Annotated in this window: 13 protein-coding genes; 8 read left to right on the top strand and 5 right to left on the bottom strand. The window is 43.8% G+C overall.

Features of this window, described 5'->3' with window-relative positions; genetic code table 11:
* Positions 1-64 precede the first annotated feature (64 nt).
* The 3 genes from gdhA (at position 65) to G587_RS25450 (ending at position 3,497) form a co-directional block, all read left to right on the top strand.
* Entirely contained in the window at positions 65-1,399 is a 1,335-nt protein-coding gene (gene gdhA / locus G587_RS0109440; RefSeq protein WP_026492030.1) for an NADP-specific glutamate dehydrogenase, read from the top strand.
* A gap of 193 nt (positions 1,400-1,592) precedes the next feature.
* Positions 1,593-3,128, top strand: a complete 1,536-nt coding sequence (locus tag G587_RS22210; protein ID WP_035786292.1) for a Na+/H+ antiporter NhaC family protein — start codon at positions 1,593-1,595, stop codon at positions 3,126-3,128.
* A 204-nt stretch (positions 3,129-3,332) separates the two neighbouring features.
* Positions 3,333-3,497, top strand: a complete 165-nt coding sequence (locus G587_RS25450; RefSeq protein WP_155829476.1) for a hypothetical protein — start codon at positions 3,333-3,335, stop codon at positions 3,495-3,497.
* A gap of 196 nt (positions 3,498-3,693) precedes the next feature.
* On the opposite strand, the gene ptsP is transcribed toward G587_RS25450, so the two are convergent.
* The 5 genes from ptsP to G587_RS0109405 form a co-directional block, all read right to left on the bottom strand.
* Complete coding sequence (gene ptsP / locus G587_RS0109425; protein WP_026492029.1) at positions 3,694-5,400, bottom strand: phosphoenolpyruvate--protein phosphotransferase; 1,707 nt, start codon at positions 5,398-5,400, stop codon at positions 3,694-3,696.
* A gap of 109 nt (positions 5,401-5,509) precedes the next feature.
* Positions 5,510-5,773, bottom strand: coding sequence for an HPr family phosphocarrier protein (locus tag G587_RS0109420; RefSeq protein ID WP_026492028.1), 264 nt, complete (start codon positions 5,771-5,773; stop codon positions 5,510-5,512).
* Between the two features lie 105 nt (positions 5,774-5,878).
* Positions 5,879-7,816, bottom strand: coding sequence for a PTS fructose transporter subunit IIABC (locus G587_RS0109415; protein WP_026492027.1), 1,938 nt, complete (start codon positions 7,814-7,816; stop codon positions 5,879-5,881).
* Between the two features lie 77 nt (positions 7,817-7,893).
* Positions 7,894-8,802, bottom strand: coding sequence for a 1-phosphofructokinase (gene pfkB, locus G587_RS0109410; protein ID WP_026492026.1), 909 nt, complete (start codon positions 8,800-8,802; stop codon positions 7,894-7,896).
* Positions 8,803-8,841: 39 nt separating this feature from the next.
* Positions 8,842-9,591 carry a DeoR/GlpR family DNA-binding transcription regulator gene (locus G587_RS0109405; RefSeq protein ID WP_026492025.1) on the bottom strand — a complete coding sequence of 250 codons (750 nt, stop codon included), beginning with the start codon at positions 9,589-9,591 and terminating at the stop codon, positions 8,842-8,844.
* A 220-nt stretch (positions 9,592-9,811) separates the two neighbouring features.
* Between G587_RS0109405 and G587_RS0109400 the strand changes: the two genes are divergently transcribed.
* The 5 genes from G587_RS0109400 (at position 9,812) to G587_RS0109380 (ending at position 16,180) form a co-directional block, all read left to right on the top strand.
* Positions 9,812-10,462, top strand: a complete 651-nt coding sequence (locus G587_RS0109400) for an HAD family hydrolase (protein WP_242830063.1) — start codon at positions 9,812-9,814, stop codon at positions 10,460-10,462.
* 133 nt (positions 10,463-10,595) lie between these two features.
* Positions 10,596-11,198, top strand: a complete 603-nt coding sequence (gene fliY, locus G587_RS0109395) for a flagellar motor switch phosphatase FliY (RefSeq protein WP_026492023.1) — start codon at positions 10,596-10,598, stop codon at positions 11,196-11,198.
* Between the two features lie 10 nt (positions 11,199-11,208).
* Positions 11,209-12,342: a DUF4317 domain-containing protein gene (locus G587_RS0109390; protein ID WP_026492022.1), complete on the top strand. Its 1,134-nt coding sequence runs from the start codon at positions 11,209-11,211 to the stop codon at positions 12,340-12,342.
* 127 nt (positions 12,343-12,469) lie between these two features.
* The gene (locus G587_RS0109385; RefSeq protein WP_026492021.1) at positions 12,470-14,218 is read left to right on the top strand and encodes an ABC transporter ATP-binding protein; all 1,749 of its coding nucleotides are present in this window, start codon (positions 12,470-12,472) and stop codon (positions 14,216-14,218) included.
* Between the two features lie 21 nt (positions 14,219-14,239).
* Positions 14,240-16,180 carry an ABC transporter ATP-binding protein gene (locus G587_RS0109380; RefSeq protein WP_026492020.1) on the top strand — a complete coding sequence of 647 codons (1,941 nt, stop codon included), beginning with the start codon at positions 14,240-14,242 and terminating at the stop codon, positions 16,178-16,180.
* The last annotated feature ends 122 nt before the right edge of the window (positions 16,181-16,302 follow it).

Raw genomic sequence — 16,302 nt, 5'->3', positions numbered from 1 at the left:
TTGCGAGAGCTGACCTAAGGGTCTGGTACGCCTAAATATTTTTTTATCTATAGGAGGAGCAAAAATGTCATACGTTGATGAAGTCTACAATTATGTTGTCGAGAAGAACCCCGCACAGCCGGAATTCCATCAGGCTGTAAAGGAAGTACTTGATTCCCTCAGAGTAGTTATTGATGCTAACGAGGAAGAGTACAGAAAGGATGCACTCCTTGAGAGACTTTGCACTCCCGAGAGACAGATTCTTTTCAGAGTTCCGTGGGTTGACGACAAGGGACAGGTTCACGTTAACAATGGTTTCCGTATTCAGTTCAATTCAGCAATCGGACCTTACAAGGGAGGACTTCGTTTCCATCCTTCAGTAAATCTTGGTATTATCAAGTTCCTTGGTTTTGAGCAGATCTTCAAGAACTCACTTACAGGCCTTCCGATCGGTGGTGGTAAGGGTGGTTCAGACTTTGATCCTAAGGGCAAGTCTGACAGAGAGATCATGGCATTCTGCCAGAGCTTCATGACAGAACTTTTCAGACACATCGGTGCTGATACAGACGTTCCTGCCGGCGATATCGGTGTAGGCGGACGTGAGATCGGATACATGTACGGACAGTACAAGAGAATCCGTGATACATACGAGGGAGTTCTTACAGGTAAGGGTCTTACATACGGCGGATCACTTGCTCGTACACAGGCTACAGGTTATGGTCTTCTTTATCTTACAGAGGAGCTCTTAAAGTGCAATGGTTCAGATATTAAGGGCAAGACAGTAGTTGTTTCAGGTGCTGGTAACGTTGCTATCTACGCTATCGAGAAGGCACAGCAGCTCGGTGCTAAGCCTGTTACATGTTCTGATTCTACAGGTTGGATCTATGATCCCGAAGGAATCGATGTGGAGCTTCTTAAGGAGGTTAAGGAAGTTAAGAGAGCACGTCTTACTGAGTATGCTGCTGCAAGAAAGTCTGCAGAGTATCACGAGGGCAGAGGCGTATGGAGCATCAAGTGTGATGTAGCTCTTCCTTGCGCTACTCAGAACGAGCTTCACCTTGAGGATGCTAAGCAGCTGGTTGCTAACGGTGTTCAGGCTGTATGTGAAGGTGCTAACATGCCTACTACAATCGAGGCTACAGAGTACTTACAGCAGAACAATGTAATGTTCGTAGGTGGTAAGGCTGCTAACGCAGGTGGTGTTGGTACATCAGCACTTGAGATGAGCCAGAACTCTGAGAGACTTAGCTGGACATTCGAGGAAGTTGACGCTAAGCTCAAGCAGATCATGGTTAACATCTATCACAACATCGATGATGCTGCAAAGAAGTACGGCATGGAGGGTAACTACGTTGCCGGTGCTAACATTGCAGGCTTCCTTAAGGTTGCAGAAGCTATGAAGGCTCAGGGTATTGTATAATACTGACAAATAGGTCATATAATAATGATAGCCTCGCAGTTCTATACTGTGGGGCTTCATTTTTTAAGAAAAAAGTTTTGTAATCATTATGGATAATGGTATGAACAAAATTAGCGTTATTTTGAATAAAAAATGTATCATTATTCAATAATCACTATTATAATATTATTATAAAATGATAGGAGGGGAGCTTATGTTTGCAAATAGTTTTTGGGCACTTCTGCCGGCTATTATCGCGATAGCCCTGGCACTGATCACCAAAGAAGTTTATTCATCCCTGTTCATAGGAATTGTGGTTGGTGGTCTTCTTTATTCTAACTTTAACCCTGTATTAACTATGCAACATGTTTTTGTTGACGGTATGATTGGACAGCTTTCTGACAGTTGGAATGTTGGTATTCTTATATTCCTTGTTGTACTGGGAAATATGGTCATGCTGATGAACCGAGCCGGAGGTTCGGTGGCTTTTGGAAAATGGGCAACAACCCATGTAAAGACGAAGGTCGGAGCACAACTTGCTACCATAGCACTTGGATGTCTTATTTTTATTGATGACTATTTCAACTGCCTGACAGTTGGTTCAGTTATGGGACCGGTTACCGATAAGCACAAGATTTCAAGAGAGAAGCTGGCATATCTTATAGATGCAACTGCAGCACCTGTATGTATTATTGCACCTATTTCTTCATGGGCTGCAGCTGTTACAGGATTCGTTGACGGAGCAAACGGCATTTCTCTTTTCGTAAGAGCAATACCTTATAACTATTATGCGATTCTTACTATTGTCATGATGATAACTCTTACAGTTACCGGCATTGATTATGGTCCGATGAGACTTGCTGAGTTAAATGCCCAGGCTCACGGAAATAAGATCAATAAGCATGTAAAGCAGCATGCGAGTATGACAGGTGCTGAAGATCAGCCCATGCCTCCGGTATCACAGAAGGGCAGGGTTATTCATCTGGTTCTTCCTATTGTTACACTCATTGTTTTCTGTGTAATAGGAATGATTTATACAGGCGGCTTCTTCGAGGGCGAAAACTTTGTTAATGCATTTGCTAATTCTGATGCATCTGTAGGCCTTGTATTTGGCTCTGTATCAGCCCTTATAGTTACAATGATATTTATGATGGCTACAAAAGTTCTTAGCTTTAATGAGTGCATGAATGCGATTCCTGAGGGCTTTAAGAGTATGGTTCCCGGTATCCTCATTCTGACCTTTGCATGGACACTTAAGGCTATGACAGACTCTCTTGGAGCAGCTGATTACGTTGGCGGTCTGGTTGAAACAATCGCTGATAAGCAGAGCTTTATGAGCATCCTTCCTGCTATCGTATTTGTAATCGGAGCATTCCTTGCATTTGCAACAGGAACCTCCTGGGGAACCTTCGGAATTCTTATTCCCATAGTTGCCAAGGTATTTGGTTCAGATATGAACAATGAGCTTATGATCATTGCAATCTCTGCATGCATGGCAGGAGCTGTTTGCGGAGATCACTGCTCACCTATATCAGATACCACCATCATGGCAAGTACCGGAGGACAATGTCACCATATCAATCATGTATCGACGCAGCTTCCTTATGCTATCACAGCAGCGGCTGTATCATGTATTTCCTACATTATCGCAGGCTATATCCGCAACGGTATCGTAGTACTGCCGATAGCTATTGTTCTTATGATTGGTACTATTCTCGGCAGTAGGGTGATTTTTAAAAAGCAGCAATGAAAAAAAGTTTCTTTATAAACGGAAAATGATGTAATAAAATTTTAAGAATTTCTTAAGTTTTTGTTCCTTGATTGAAAGGTGGCTATGCTTTAATATTATCCTTGCATCTGAAAATATCGATGTCTTAATTCTGGGAGGAGAGAGACAGACGTAGAATTCAGAATCTGATGGTGGGGACCTTCAGGTTAAGCAAGGAGAAAGAGTATGGAATGGAAAAAAGCATTTGATCGCATCATGGACCAGTTGTACAATCACCCTGAAGAAATGAGATGCAAGCTTCTGGGGAAATATAATTCACCTGCTACAACTGTTAGCGGGGGCGAGAGCAGAACAGCAATAGAGATGCTTCAGAGCCTTCAGAAGGCTTGATATTGAAGCAGAAGTAAAATATATAAGGCATATTAAAAGGGATAACCGCAAGGCGGCTATCCCTTATTTTTTTGCACAAGACCGGCAAGCGAATGGATGCTTGCATACAAATTCATTTGCCGGTTGTAAGAACATGGAGCACGAAGTGCGGAATGTTCGTGTGCGAAATCGAGTAGGAGTCAGCCTACTCGATCTTTTATTCTTTAGCGGCTGCTTTAAGAGCTGCTACGATTTCAGCCTCTGTATCCATAGCCATTACTTTTTCTGTAAGGGCATCGGCTTCAGCCTTGGACCATTTAGAAATGATGCAGCGGGCTGTCAGTACAAGTACCGGATTCACGCTGTATTCATCAAGTCCAAAGGACATGAGCAGAGGTATCATAAGAGGATCTGCAGCGGCTTCACCGCACATTCCTACAGGTATTCCTGCCTTATTACCACACTCAATGATATGCTTTATTGAGCGGAGCACTGAAGGCTGGAAGGAGGAATAGAGGTAAGCAACCTTGGGATTTCCTCTGTCTACACTCATGGTGTACTGAGTAAGATCGTTGGTTCCGATTGAGAAGAAATCAGCTTCCTTAGCAAGAAGGTCAGCAATAAGAGAAGCGGAGGCTGTCTCTACCATGCATCCCACAGCGATGTTTTCATCGTGGTCTATGCCTTCATTTTTGAGATCTTCCTTGATGCCTGCAACAAGCTTCTTGACGCTTCTTACTTCGTCAACTGTTGTTACGAGAGGAATCATTATCTTTACTTTACCAAAGGCGCTGGCTCTTATAATGGCGCGGAGCTGTGTCTTATAGACCTCCTCATTGCCAAGGCAGTAGCGGACAGCTCTGTAACCAAGGAAAGGATTCTCCTCCTTCTCAAGGCCGAGATACGGGATATCCTTGTCACCGCCAATATCCAGTGTACGGATTATGACACATTTGCCATCCATGGTCTGTACAGCCTCTTTATAGGCCTCAAACTGCTCATCCTCCGTAGGAAGGTGAGTATTGTCCATGAAAAGGAACTCTGATCTGAAAAGACCGATTCCCTCACCGTCACATTCGATAGCCTTTTTAGCGTCCTTGGGAGTACCGATGTTGCAGAAGAGCTCAAGCTTTGTTCCGTCAGCGTTAACTGTTTCCTTACCGATGAAGGTCTTAAGCTCGGACTGCTTTCTGATGAACTCCTCGCGCTTTAACATATATTTTGAAAGAATCTCGCCATCGGGATTTATGAAAACATCACCCTCTGTACCGTCGATGATAGCTGTATCCTTGTCCTTAACCTGGTCCACGATTCCGGGAACTGAGAGAACAGCAGGAATCTCAAGCGCTCTTGCAAGAATAGCAGAGTGAGAGGTTTTTCCACCTATCTCTGTGATGATACCGGTTACGTTCTCCTTTATGATCTGTGATGTCATGGAAGGAGTAAGATCCTTGCAGACAAGAACAGTTCCGGGAGCCACCTTGCTGATATCGATATCTTCGATTCCGAGGAGCTTCTTAAGAACGCTCACCTTTACGTCTGAAATATCGGAAGCGCGCTGCTTCATCATCTCATCATCCATCTGTGAAAACATGTTAATGAACATATCGCAGACAGCGGTAAGAGCTGTTTCTGCACACTGTCCGGAATCGATCATCTTGTCCATTTCTCCGGACATGGCAGGGTCTGAGATCATTACAGCGTGGCCCTGAAGAATTTCAGCTTCCTTGGGGCCAATGCGCTTTCTGACATCCTCAGCCATAATGTTTGTCTCTTCAACAAAATCTGAAATAGCTTTATGAAAACGATCTTTTTCTGCAGCAGGATCGTCAATCTTTTTAGGTTCAAATGACAGATCATGCTCCATTATTCTACAGATGCTACCTATGCCTATGCCTCTTGATGCGGCTATTCCTTTATACATGTGTGTTAAGACCTCCATTTTTTTAATAAGGAAGTTCTGATCTCGGGCAGAGCCCTCGCCAGAACAAAGTAGTACACTAAGCTCGAAAACACCTCGCTAAGTGATTACTTTAGTCACCCATACCGGACTCAATAAACTCAGAAAGCTCAGCGAGAGCCTTTTCCTCGTCGGGACCATCACACTCCAGCACGATCTCGGAACCGCACTTGATGCATGCGCTCATAAGGAACATAACACTCTTGCAGTCATAGCTGTTTCCGTTGAAAAGAATCTTTATGTTGCTGTCAAAAGGTGTTGCCTTCTGTGAAAGAAGAGAAGCGGGACGCATGTGCATACCCTGTTCGTTTTTTACTGTGATGTTCTTTGATACCATTATTATTATTTCCTTTCTTGTGTGAAAAATATTTTATCTGAAAATGGGTAATGCACAGCTGCATAATACAGCTGTGCCCCCAAAAACAACTAATCAAATAAGGTTTTATTTCTCAACATTCTTCTTTAAGATGCCAAGAAGAACTGCTGATACCACTGATCCAACGAGGAGTGCTACAAGATACATAGCCACGTTTCCAACAACAGGGAATACGAAGATTCCGCCGTGAGGAGCCATAAGTGTGCACTTGAATGCCATTGAAAGAGCACCTGCAACTGCTGAACCGATCATGAGTGAAGGAATTACATGAAGCGGATCTGCTGCTGCGAACGGGATAGCACCCTCTGTGATGAAGCAAAGACCCATGATGAAGTTAACGGGACCTGACTTTCTCTCACCTTCTGTGAACTTGTTCTTGAAGATAAGTGTTGCAATTGCGATTGCGATCGGAGGCGTCATACCACCAACCATAACTGCTGCCATGATCATCCAACCTGTCTGATCGTTCTGGCTTGCTGTTGCAAGAGCAGCAGTACCGAATACGTAAGCAGCCTTGTTGAGCGGGCCACCCATATCTGTTGCCATCATACCACCAAGGATTGCTCCAAGGATTACGATTGAGCCACTGCTCATTCCGTTAAGTACGCCTGTGATCCATGCGTTAAGAGCACCAACAACAGGATTGATAGCGCACATTACAAGACCGATTACCAGGATACCGCAGAGAGGGTAGATGAGTACGGGCTTGATTCCTTCAAGTGCAGCCGGAAGACCGTCTGTAAGCTTTCTGATTGCAAGTACGATGTAACCTGCTGCGAAACCGGCAACAAGAGCACCGAGGAAAGCTGAAGGAATGTCACCGCCGGGAGCTGCAAATGTAGCACCTGATGCAGCGAGAGCACCACCTACGAAACCAACTGCAAGACCGGGACGATCTGCAATACTCTGAGCTATAAATCCTGCAAGGATAGGAAGCATGAATCCGAATGCTGTTCCACCGATTGACTTAAACCATGCAGCTACAGGCTTGTTGGAACCGAAGTTGCTGGGATCGATTGAATAGTCATCGAGAAGGAATGCGATAGCGATAAGGATACCACCACCGATAACGAAAGGAAGCATATGTGATACACCGTTCATGAGGTGCTTGTATGCTTTTCTTCCTGCGCTCTCATTGTCGAAAGATGCATCAGCGGAAGCCTTGCTGCCAGTGTGCTTATAAACCGGAACATCGCCCTTGGTAGCACGCTCGATGAGATCGCTTGAATGATGGATTGCATCAGCAGTTGAAGCCTTGATTACCTTCTTGCCGTCGAAACGACCCATCTCTACATTCTTATCTGCTGCGATGATGATAACATCAGCTTCAGCAATCTCAGCAGCAGTAAGAACGTTCTTAGCACCGCCTGAACCATCAGTCTCAACCTTCATTGAGATGCCGTTGTCCTTAGCGCACTGCTCGAGAGCCTCAGCAGCCATGTAAGTATGAGCGATACCTGTAGGACATGCTGTTACGCCGAGGAATTTGAGATTGGACTTTACAGTAGCAGCTGCAGGACCTTCTAAAGAGGAATTCTTCTTATCTCTTTCAGCTTCCTGCTTATCGATGATATCCAGGAATTCTTCCGGAGTCTTAGCTGCGATAAGTGACTGTGTAAAGCTCTGATCCATGAGCATTGTCATAAGCTTGGACAATACTTCAAGGTGTGTGTCAGCGGCGCCGTCAGGAGCTGCGATCATGAACAGGAGCTTACTGGGAAGATTATCAAGAGACCTGTAATCAACACCGGAAGGAACTGTGATTGCTACGAGACCAGCCTTTTTAACAGCTGATGTTTTAGCGTGCGGAACGGCAATACCCATACCAACCGCAGTTGATCCCTTTGCTTCTCTTGCTTCGATTGCTGCCTTGAAAGCAGCCTTGTCATTCAGGTTACCAACCTTGTCGTGAAGAGCTACCATTAGATCGATTGCAGCACCCTGGTCTGCAGCGGTCTGATTTAAGCTAACCCCTTCTTTGCTTAAAAGATCTTTGATTTTCATTATTCTCCCTTTCTATGCATAAGCATTGCTATTGAGTGTACCCCAATACGTTTTTGTTTATATATAAACGAGACTTGTTATGCTAATGTCTCGTAAATACTGTTGATAAGCTCGCCTGTTGCGAGATCGTCTGAAAAAGCTGTTGCACTGCCTGCTGCAGTTCCCATATTCAAGGCTACCTTGTAATCCTTTGTCTTCATATATCCTGCAACAAAGCCTGCTACCATTGAATCACCGGCTCCGACTGAGTTCTTAACCTTACCCTTCGGAACACCTACGCGGAAGCGCTGACCGTCCTCTGTGATAAGCATCGCACCGTCGCCTGCCATGGAGATGAGTACGTTTCTTGCTCCCATATCCTGAAGCTTCTTGGCATGCTCCTCGATCTCATCATCGGTCTTAAGAACTGTGCCGAACATCTCTCCAAGCTCGTGATTGTTAGGTTTAATAAGGAAAGGATGATACTTAAGAACATTCATGAGAAGGTCCTTGGTTGCGTCAACTACGAAGATGACGCCCTTATCCTTTAATCTGTCCAGGATGATCTCATATACATCGCTGGGAAGAGTGCTGGGAATGCTTCCTGCAAGGATCAGCATATCGCCCTCTTTTAAATTATCGAGCTTCTTTAAAAGCTCGTTGTAAGCTTCATCGCTTATTGCAGGACCCTGAGCGTTGATTTCTGTTTCCTGCTCGGATTTTATCTTTACGTTTATTCTTGAGATTCCCTTATCAAGCATTATGAAATCAGCAAGAATTCCCTTCCTTTTTACATCCTCTACGATTGCTTCTCCTGTGAAGCCTGCCGCAAAGCCAAGGGCAGTGTTCTCGATTCCGAGGTTCTTCAATATAGTAGAAACATTGATGCCTTTACCTCCAAAGAAGCAATCCTCAGAAACCGAGCGGTTTGTCATGCCGGGATCCAGAGGCTTGTCCATGCGGACAATGTAGTCAATGGCCGGGTTAAACGTTACTGTGTAAATCATGTTTTTCTCCCTTCAAAAATAATGAAGCTATGTTCTTGCTTACGGAACTGCTTTGATGATCGTCTGATCTTTGTACTTTTTTGGGGGCTCTTCATCGGTTATAATGCAGCAGCTTCGCAGGTCTGAAAAAGTGACTGAGCTTACTACACCGAATTTACTGTGGTCTGCAAGGACGTAGGAGAGGTAAGTGTGCTTAATGGCCTCCGCCTTGACCAGAGCCTCGTCCACATCAGGGGTAGTGAAGCCTGCCTGAACCGATACACCGTTGGTTCCCATGAATGCTTTTGTGAAGTGGAACTTACTGAGCGCTTCGACACAATCAGGACCGATGACTGCTTCTGTAACCGGCTTGATTCTTCCTCCGATGATCATGGTGGAGAGGCCTCTCTCGAGAAGTCTCTTTGCATGAACGATACCGTTAGTGATGTATTTTGCTTTTTTATTAGTGATATGGTCGATCAGATGAAGAGTGGTTGTACCGGAATCAATATATACAAAGTCGTTATCCTGTATGAGAGAAGCGGCATATTCTGAGATGATGTCCTTCTCTTCAGTGTTCTTCTGTATTTTTTCAGCTACGGAAGGCTCTACAGTGTTGACGTCCTTGGAACTAAGTGAAGTTGCTCCTCCGAAAACCTTGAGGATTCTGCGTTCAGCATGAAGTGCGTTAAGATCACGTCTTATCGTTGCTGCTGATGTATCCAGTGCTTCAACCAGTTCCTGAACCGTTGCTGCCTTATGTTCTTCTATATAAGAAACGATCGCAGATCTTCTTTCTTCTGTAAGCATGATTATTCTCCCCAAAATGATTATGATGGTGCATTTTACGCACAAAAACATAATTGTGTTCACCATCTGAGTAAAGAATATCATCACAAATAATCAAAGTCAATCACAGATAATCACATTAATGAAATATTAATAAACAAAAATAATCACAAAAAATTGTAAAAAATCACTTACAACATGTTTATGAAAATCTTATAATGTTTTAGTTAGGAGAATGATTATGGAGATAAAAGCAGTTTTATTCGATCTGGACGGAACACTTATAGACACTGAGAAGTACTACCAGATCATATGGCCCAAGGCCGTTGAACACTTTGGATACAAGATGACAAGGGAGCAGACCCTGCAGCTCAGGAGCCTCGGAAGACCCTTTGCACCTGAGAGATTTAAAGAGTGGTACGGCGATGATTTTAATTATCAGGAAGTAAGAGAATACAGAAAGAAGCTTTTTGAGGAGCATATTAAAAAAGAAGGCATAAGCTTAAAGCCCGGTGCAAGGGAGATCCTCTCATGGCTTAAGGAGAGCGGAATCATCATATCCACTGCAACTGCCACGGATGAGGAGCGCACAGAGAGATATCTTAAAAATGTAGGCCTCTTTGAGTATTTTGACAAAATATGCTGTGCAACCATGGTAAAGGAAGGAAAGCCAAAGCCTGATATTTACCTGTATGCAGCAGAGCAGGTCGGAGTACCTAAGGAAAACTGCATAGCGGTTGAGGATGCTCCAAACGGAGTCCGTGCAGCAGCGGGCGCAGGGATTAAAACCATATACATTCCTGATCAGAATGACGATGAAGAGGAAGTAAAAGGACTCTATTATAAGAGGTTTGATTCACTTTTAGAACTCAAAAATATTATAGAAAATTAAGAAATCACAGACCGAAACTTCCTTTACACCCACACTCTAATGGCATAAAATAGATGTATATCCGTGATATCTAGCGATGGTTACTTTGTCTTAAGTAATTAAAAACTGATTATACAAGGAGCGAGGGGTTCTTATGGATCAGGCACTTACAAACCAACAGATAGACACATTAGGAGAAATTGCCAACATCAGTATGGGTAATTCAGCTACCACACTTAGTATGATGGTAAACAAGAAGGTTGATATTACCACTCCTAACGTAAGCGTTATCAAGAGAAGTGAATCACTTGATGATTATGAAAAAACCTGCATTTTCGTGCAGATTCATTATGTCAAGGGACTTACAGGTAATAACGTCCTAATCCTTAAGGAAAATGATGTCAAGGTCATGACAGATCTCATGATGGGCGGCGATGGAACGAATACTGATTGCGAGATTTCAGATCTCCATCTTTCAGCAGCTTCAGAAGCCATGAACCAGATGATGGGAGCAGCAGCTACATCTCTTTCGATGATGCTCAGCGTGCCTACTGATATCAGCACACCTATAGTCAACAGAATCGATGTTGACAGTGTGAAGATTTTTGAAAAAAGTTTTGAAACAGAATACGATAATTTCGTTAAGATTGCTTTTAAGATGACTATTGAAAATCTTATAGATTCAGTTATGGTGCAACTCTACCCGGTTCAGTTTGCTCGCGAGATGTGTGATAAATTTATAGCAAAGGATGAGTAGATAAGCACACATGAACAAAGCAGAAGTATTAGAAATAAGGAAACAATTCACACCCGACAGATGTACTATTGATCACATCTGCGGGTGTTATGTTGATGGGGAGTTGAACAAACGACTTGTATTTAAGAAGGCGTTTGGAAGTATACCCGAAGAGGAAATGTTTAAATATCTGGACATTTTCAAGCACACACTTTCAGGTGTTTTCGGGAAAAGTCTTATAAATCTTGAATTTCCACTTGATCAGGAACAGGAAGGCGGAACGCAGGAATTTTTACTGCGTCTTAGAGACTCTCATCTTGAGGATGATAGTCTTATTGATGAGTTTTACGACAAGATCATCGGGAACCTTTTCATGGAGGACAGCTATTTTATTATTCTCGTCCATGCTATTTATGATGTTCCCGGAATAACCAATGACGGTATTGAGATGGAGGATGCATCTGAGAATATTTATGATTACATGCTCTGCAGCATCTGCCCTGTAAAGCCCTCCAAGGCAGGTCTTTGCTACAACGATAAGACCAATGAGATCGAGGACAGATACCGTGACTGGGTTGTTGACGGTCCTGCGAAGGGATTCCTTTTCCCTGCATTTATAGAGCGTAACGCAGATATTCACAACATGCTCTATTTCTCCAAAAAGCCCAATGACATTCAGCCGGAATTCATCCAGGCACTTTTTGGAGGAAGACCGCCGATGTCAGCGCCTGAGCAGAAGACACTTTTCCAGGCTCTGGTTGAGGAGACCATAGGTGAAGAGGCAGATTACGATGTAATGAGGAATATCCATGAAAATCTGACCACCATGCTTGAGGATCATGAGGAGGATGAGGTTCATTTTGAACTCTCAAGAGATGATGTTAAGCATCTTCTTAAGGACAGTGGTGTTCCGGATGACAGAATGGATTACTTCGATCACAACTATCAGGAGATAGTGGGAGAGCAGGAGCAGCCTCTTCTTGTTACCAACATTGCTAACACAAGGAAGTTTGACATCTCTGCGCCCAACGTTGTGATCAAGGTTGATCCAGACAGAGCAGACCTTGTTGAATCAAGGATCATCGACGGAAGACAGTGCCTTGTTATCGCAGTTGATGACCACATTGAAGTAAATGGAATAAATGTACGTACTTTTCTTCAGTAATTAACAGATTGGACACAATTTGTATGTATGATAGATTAACAGAACCGCTCTACGGTTCTGTTTTTCGGTGCAAAAGCTTTCCGAATCTGTAAAAGCTACGCACAATATAAAAGAGGAAGGTGAAAAGATGGTAAAGAAAATACTTGGGGAATTACATGAATTTACCCTGCCAAGCTTTCTGACGCCCCTGTGCATGATCGGTGAAGTCATTGCCGAGATGATCATACCGGTGCTCATGGGACGTATCGTGGACCTTGGCATTAATGGTGCGGACATGGGCTACATCATCCGCACAGGAATACTGATGATCGTGGTTGCACTGCTCGGACTTCTTGCCGGTCTTGGCGGAGCCTACTTTGGTTCAAGAGCTTCCACAGGTCTTGCAAGGAACCTTAGAAAAAGGATGTTTGATAATATTCAGACCTTTTCCTTTGCAAACATCGATAAGTTCTCATCATCAGGACTTGTAACAAGACTTACAACTGACGTTACCAATATACAGAACTCATATCAGATGATCCTCAGAATGGCTATGAGAGCTCCGGCTTCCATGGTAATAGCCATGATCATGTCGTTTATTATTTCACCCAGACTTGCGTCTATCTATCTTATAGCAGTTCTGTGCCTGGGAGTTTTCATTGTTATCATAATGAACAAGGCTACCAAGTACTTCAAGGCGGTGTTTGAGAAATACGACAGACTTAACGAGAGCGTTCAGGAAAATGTATCTGCAATCCGTGTTGTAAAGGCATACGTCCGCGAGGAGTATGAGAACGACAAGTTCAAGACAGCAGCACTTAACATCTATGAGATGTTTGTAAAGGCAGAGAAGATCGTTACCCTGAACGGACCTGTAATGACAGCGACAGTTTACGCCTGCATCCTCCTTATCAGCTGGGTAGGTGCTCACATGATCGTTTCAAATGAGCTCACAACAGGTGCCATGATGTCACTGCTTACATACTGCATGAACATCCTCATGAGTCTTATGATGCTCTCCATGATATTCGTTATGGTGACAATGTCATCTGCAAGTGCGAAGCGTATCGTTGAGGTTATCGACGAGAAGACAAGCCTTGCCAATCCTGAAAAGCCCATCATGGAGGTTAAGGACGGAAGTATTAAGTTTGACCACGTTGATTTTGAATACAACAAGGAGTCAGAGGAGCCTGTACTTAAGGACATCAACCTTGAAATAAAGTCAGGTGAGACCATAGGTATTATCGGTGGAACAGGTTCTGCCAAGTCCTCACTTGTTAATCTTATAAGCCGACTTTATGACGTATCCAAGGGATCAGTCAGTGTCGGAGGAGTGGATGTCAGAAAGTACGACATGGAAGCCCTTCGTAATCAGGTTTCCGTAGTACTTCAGAAAAATGTCCTCTTTAGCGGAACTATTTATGAGAACCTTCGCTGGGGTGACAGAAATGCCACCGACGAGGAGGTAAAAAGAGCCTGCAGCCTTGCATGTGCAGACGAGTTTATTGAAAAGATGCCTGATGGCTATGATACCTATATCGAGCAGGGCGGAACCAATGTTTCAGGTGGACAGAGACAGAGACTTTGTATCGCAAGAGCCCTTCTTAAAAAGCCTAAGATTCTTATCCTTGATGATTCCACAAGTGCGGTTGATACAGCTACGGATGCCAAGATCAGAAAGGCATTTGCAGAGGAAATACCTAACACCACAAAGCTTATCATCGCTCAGAGAATATCAAGTGTTCAGGACTGTGACAGAATCATAGTAATGGAAGATGGTAAGGTGGACGGCTTTGGAACTCATGAGGAGCTCCTTGCAAATAACACGATTTACCGTGAGGTTTACGAATCACAGGTTGGTTCAAGCGGCGATGCAGATTTCGATTCACCAAAGTAAAAAAAACGGAGGTTTACATAAATGGCAGAAGAAAAAGTTAGAGAAGTTCGAGGCCCCGGTAATCGCCATATGCGTGGCGGCCCGAGACCTAAGATTAAAAATCCGGGCAAGCTTTTTAAAAGACTTATGTCTTATGTATTTAAGGACTATGGAATTCAGATGGTGCTTGTTGTAATCTGCATCATTTTATCCGTTATAGCCAGTGTTCAGGGTACTATGTTTACCAAGACACTTATTGACAGCTACATCACGCCCCTGATAGGACAGGCTAATCCGGACTATGGCCCGCTTGCCGGAGCAATTAGAAAGGTAATTATTTTTTACGGAATCGGTGTAGTAGCAGCCTTCGTTCAGGCGAGACTGATGATCTATGTAGGACAGGGAACTCTTAAGAACCTTAGAATAGAGCTTTTTAATCACATGGAATCCCTGCCTATCAAATACTTTGACACACATGCTCACGGTGATATCATGTCAATCTACACAAACGACATCGATACACTCAGGCAGATGATAGGCATGAGTATTCCGCAGCTTTTAAATAGTGCGATCACAATTGTCAGTGTGCTTTTTTCAATGTTTATACTGAGTGTTCCGCTGACCTGTGTTACTCTTGCAATGGTAGCCTTCATGCTCTTTGTAACAGCTAAGGCTACAGGAGCTTCAGGTAAAAACTTCGTTGCTCAGCAGAAGAACATCGGTGCACTTAACGGCTTCATTGAAGAGATGATGACAGGCCAGAAGGTAGTCAAGGTATTCTGTCATGAGGACGAGGCAATCAAGAGATTTGATGAGCTCAACGAGGAGCTTTACCAGAGCGCATTCAGAGCAAATGCTTATTCCGGAATTCTCGGACCTATAAATGCACAGCTTGGTAACCTGAGCTACGTTGTATGCGCTATCGTCGGTGGAGCAATAGCTCTTAATCCGTATTTTGGCTTTACCGTTGGAGGACTTGCAAGCTTCCTCACATTTAATAAGAGCTTCTCAATGCCCATCAACCAGGTATCAATGCAGTTTAACAGTATCATCATGGCCCTTGCAGGTGCAGAGCGTATTTTCAAGCTCCTTGATGAGACGCCTGAGATGGATGACGGCTACGTAATGCTTGTTAATGCCAAGGAAGAGAATGGCCAGATTGTGGAATCCAAGGAGTTCACAGGCCGCTGGGCATGGAAGCACTACCACAAGGCTGAGGGCACAACAACCTACCAGCCCATGGAAGGAGATGTTACCTTCAATGATGTGGACTTTGGATACACAGATGAAAAGATGGTACTTCACAACATCCTTCTCCATGCCAAGCCCGGTCAGAAGGTTGCTCTGGTTGGTTCAACCGGTGCAGGTAAGACCACAATCACCAACCTGATAAATCGTTTCTATGACATTCAGGATGGAAAAATCAGATATGACAACATCAACGTTAACAAGATAAAGAAAGCAGACCTTAGAAAATCTCTTGGCGTGGTATTGCAGGATACCCACCTGTTTACCGGAACAGTTGCAGAGAATATACGCTACGGTAAGCTTGATGCAACAGATGAAGAGGTTAAGGCAGCAGCGAAGCTCGCCAATGCCCATGGCTTTATCAAGCGCCTCCCTGAAGGCTACAACACAATGCTCACAGGTGACGGAGCAAATCTTTCACAGGGTCAGCGCCAGCTCCTTGCTATCGCAAGAGCAGCCATCGCTAATCCGCCGGTACTTATTCTTGATGAGGCTACAAGCTCCATCGATACCCGTACCGAGAAAATCGTCCAGGATGGTATGGACAAGCTGATGCATGGAAGAACAACCTTCGTCATCGCTCACAGACTTTCAACTGTTAAGAATTCAGATGTGATCGTAGTTCTTGAGCAGGGTAGAATCGTAGAGATGGGTACACACGAAGAGCTTCTTGAAATGAAGCAGAGATACTATCAGCTTTACACAGGTAATAAACCGGAAATGGTTAGTGCATAATAAAAAATGGGGCTGTCGCACTAAGAATTTGATATGCTCCCTTCTAGGTAGACAAGAGAAATAATAAAAACCTTGTTCTGCTTGGAAGGGGGGCATATTTTGTCTTTTAAACATAAGTACAC

The sequence above is a fragment of the Butyrivibrio sp. XPD2002 genome (genome assembly GCF_000423945.1).
Classification (GTDB): domain Bacteria; phylum Bacillota; class Clostridia; order Lachnospirales; family Lachnospiraceae; genus Butyrivibrio.
This window is presented reverse-complemented; position numbering and strand designations above follow the sequence as displayed.

Excerpts from the sequence above, each read along its gene's own strand:
- G587_RS0109420 (WP_026492028.1), bottom strand. The coding sequence starts at position 5,773 with ATGGTATCAAAGAACATCACAGTAAAAAACGAACAGGGTATGCACATG.
- G587_RS0109390 (WP_026492022.1), top strand. The coding sequence starts at position 11,209 with ATGAACAAAGCAGAAGTATTAGAAATAAGGAAACAATTCACACCCGAC.
- ptsP (WP_026492029.1), bottom strand. The coding sequence starts at position 5,400 with ATGTATAAAGGAATAGCCGCATCAAGAGGCATAGGCATAGGTAGCATC.
- G587_RS0109405 (WP_026492025.1), bottom strand. The coding sequence starts at position 9,591 with ATGCTTACAGAAGAAAGAAGATCTGCGATCGTTTCTTATATAGAAGAA.
- G587_RS0109385 (WP_026492021.1), top strand. The coding sequence starts at position 12,470 with ATGGTAAAGAAAATACTTGGGGAATTACATGAATTTACCCTGCCAAGC.
- G587_RS0109400 (WP_242830063.1), top strand. The coding sequence starts at position 9,812 with ATGGAGATAAAAGCAGTTTTATTCGATCTGGACGGAACACTTATAGAC.
- pfkB (WP_026492026.1), bottom strand. The coding sequence starts at position 8,802 with ATGATTTACACAGTAACGTTTAACCCGGCCATTGACTACATTGTCCGC.
- G587_RS0109380 (WP_026492020.1), top strand. The coding sequence starts at position 14,240 with ATGGCAGAAGAAAAAGTTAGAGAAGTTCGAGGCCCCGGTAATCGCCAT.
- G587_RS0109415 (WP_026492027.1), bottom strand. The coding sequence starts at position 7,816 with ATGAAAATCAAAGATCTTTTAAGCAAAGAAGGGGTTAGCTTAAATCAG.
- gdhA (WP_026492030.1), top strand. The coding sequence starts at position 65 with ATGTCATACGTTGATGAAGTCTACAATTATGTTGTCGAGAAGAACCCC.
- G587_RS22210 (WP_035786292.1), top strand. The coding sequence starts at position 1,593 with ATGTTTGCAAATAGTTTTTGGGCACTTCTGCCGGCTATTATCGCGATA.
- fliY (WP_026492023.1), top strand. The coding sequence starts at position 10,596 with ATGGATCAGGCACTTACAAACCAACAGATAGACACATTAGGAGAAATT.
- G587_RS25450 (WP_155829476.1), top strand. The coding sequence starts at position 3,333 with ATGGAATGGAAAAAAGCATTTGATCGCATCATGGACCAGTTGTACAAT.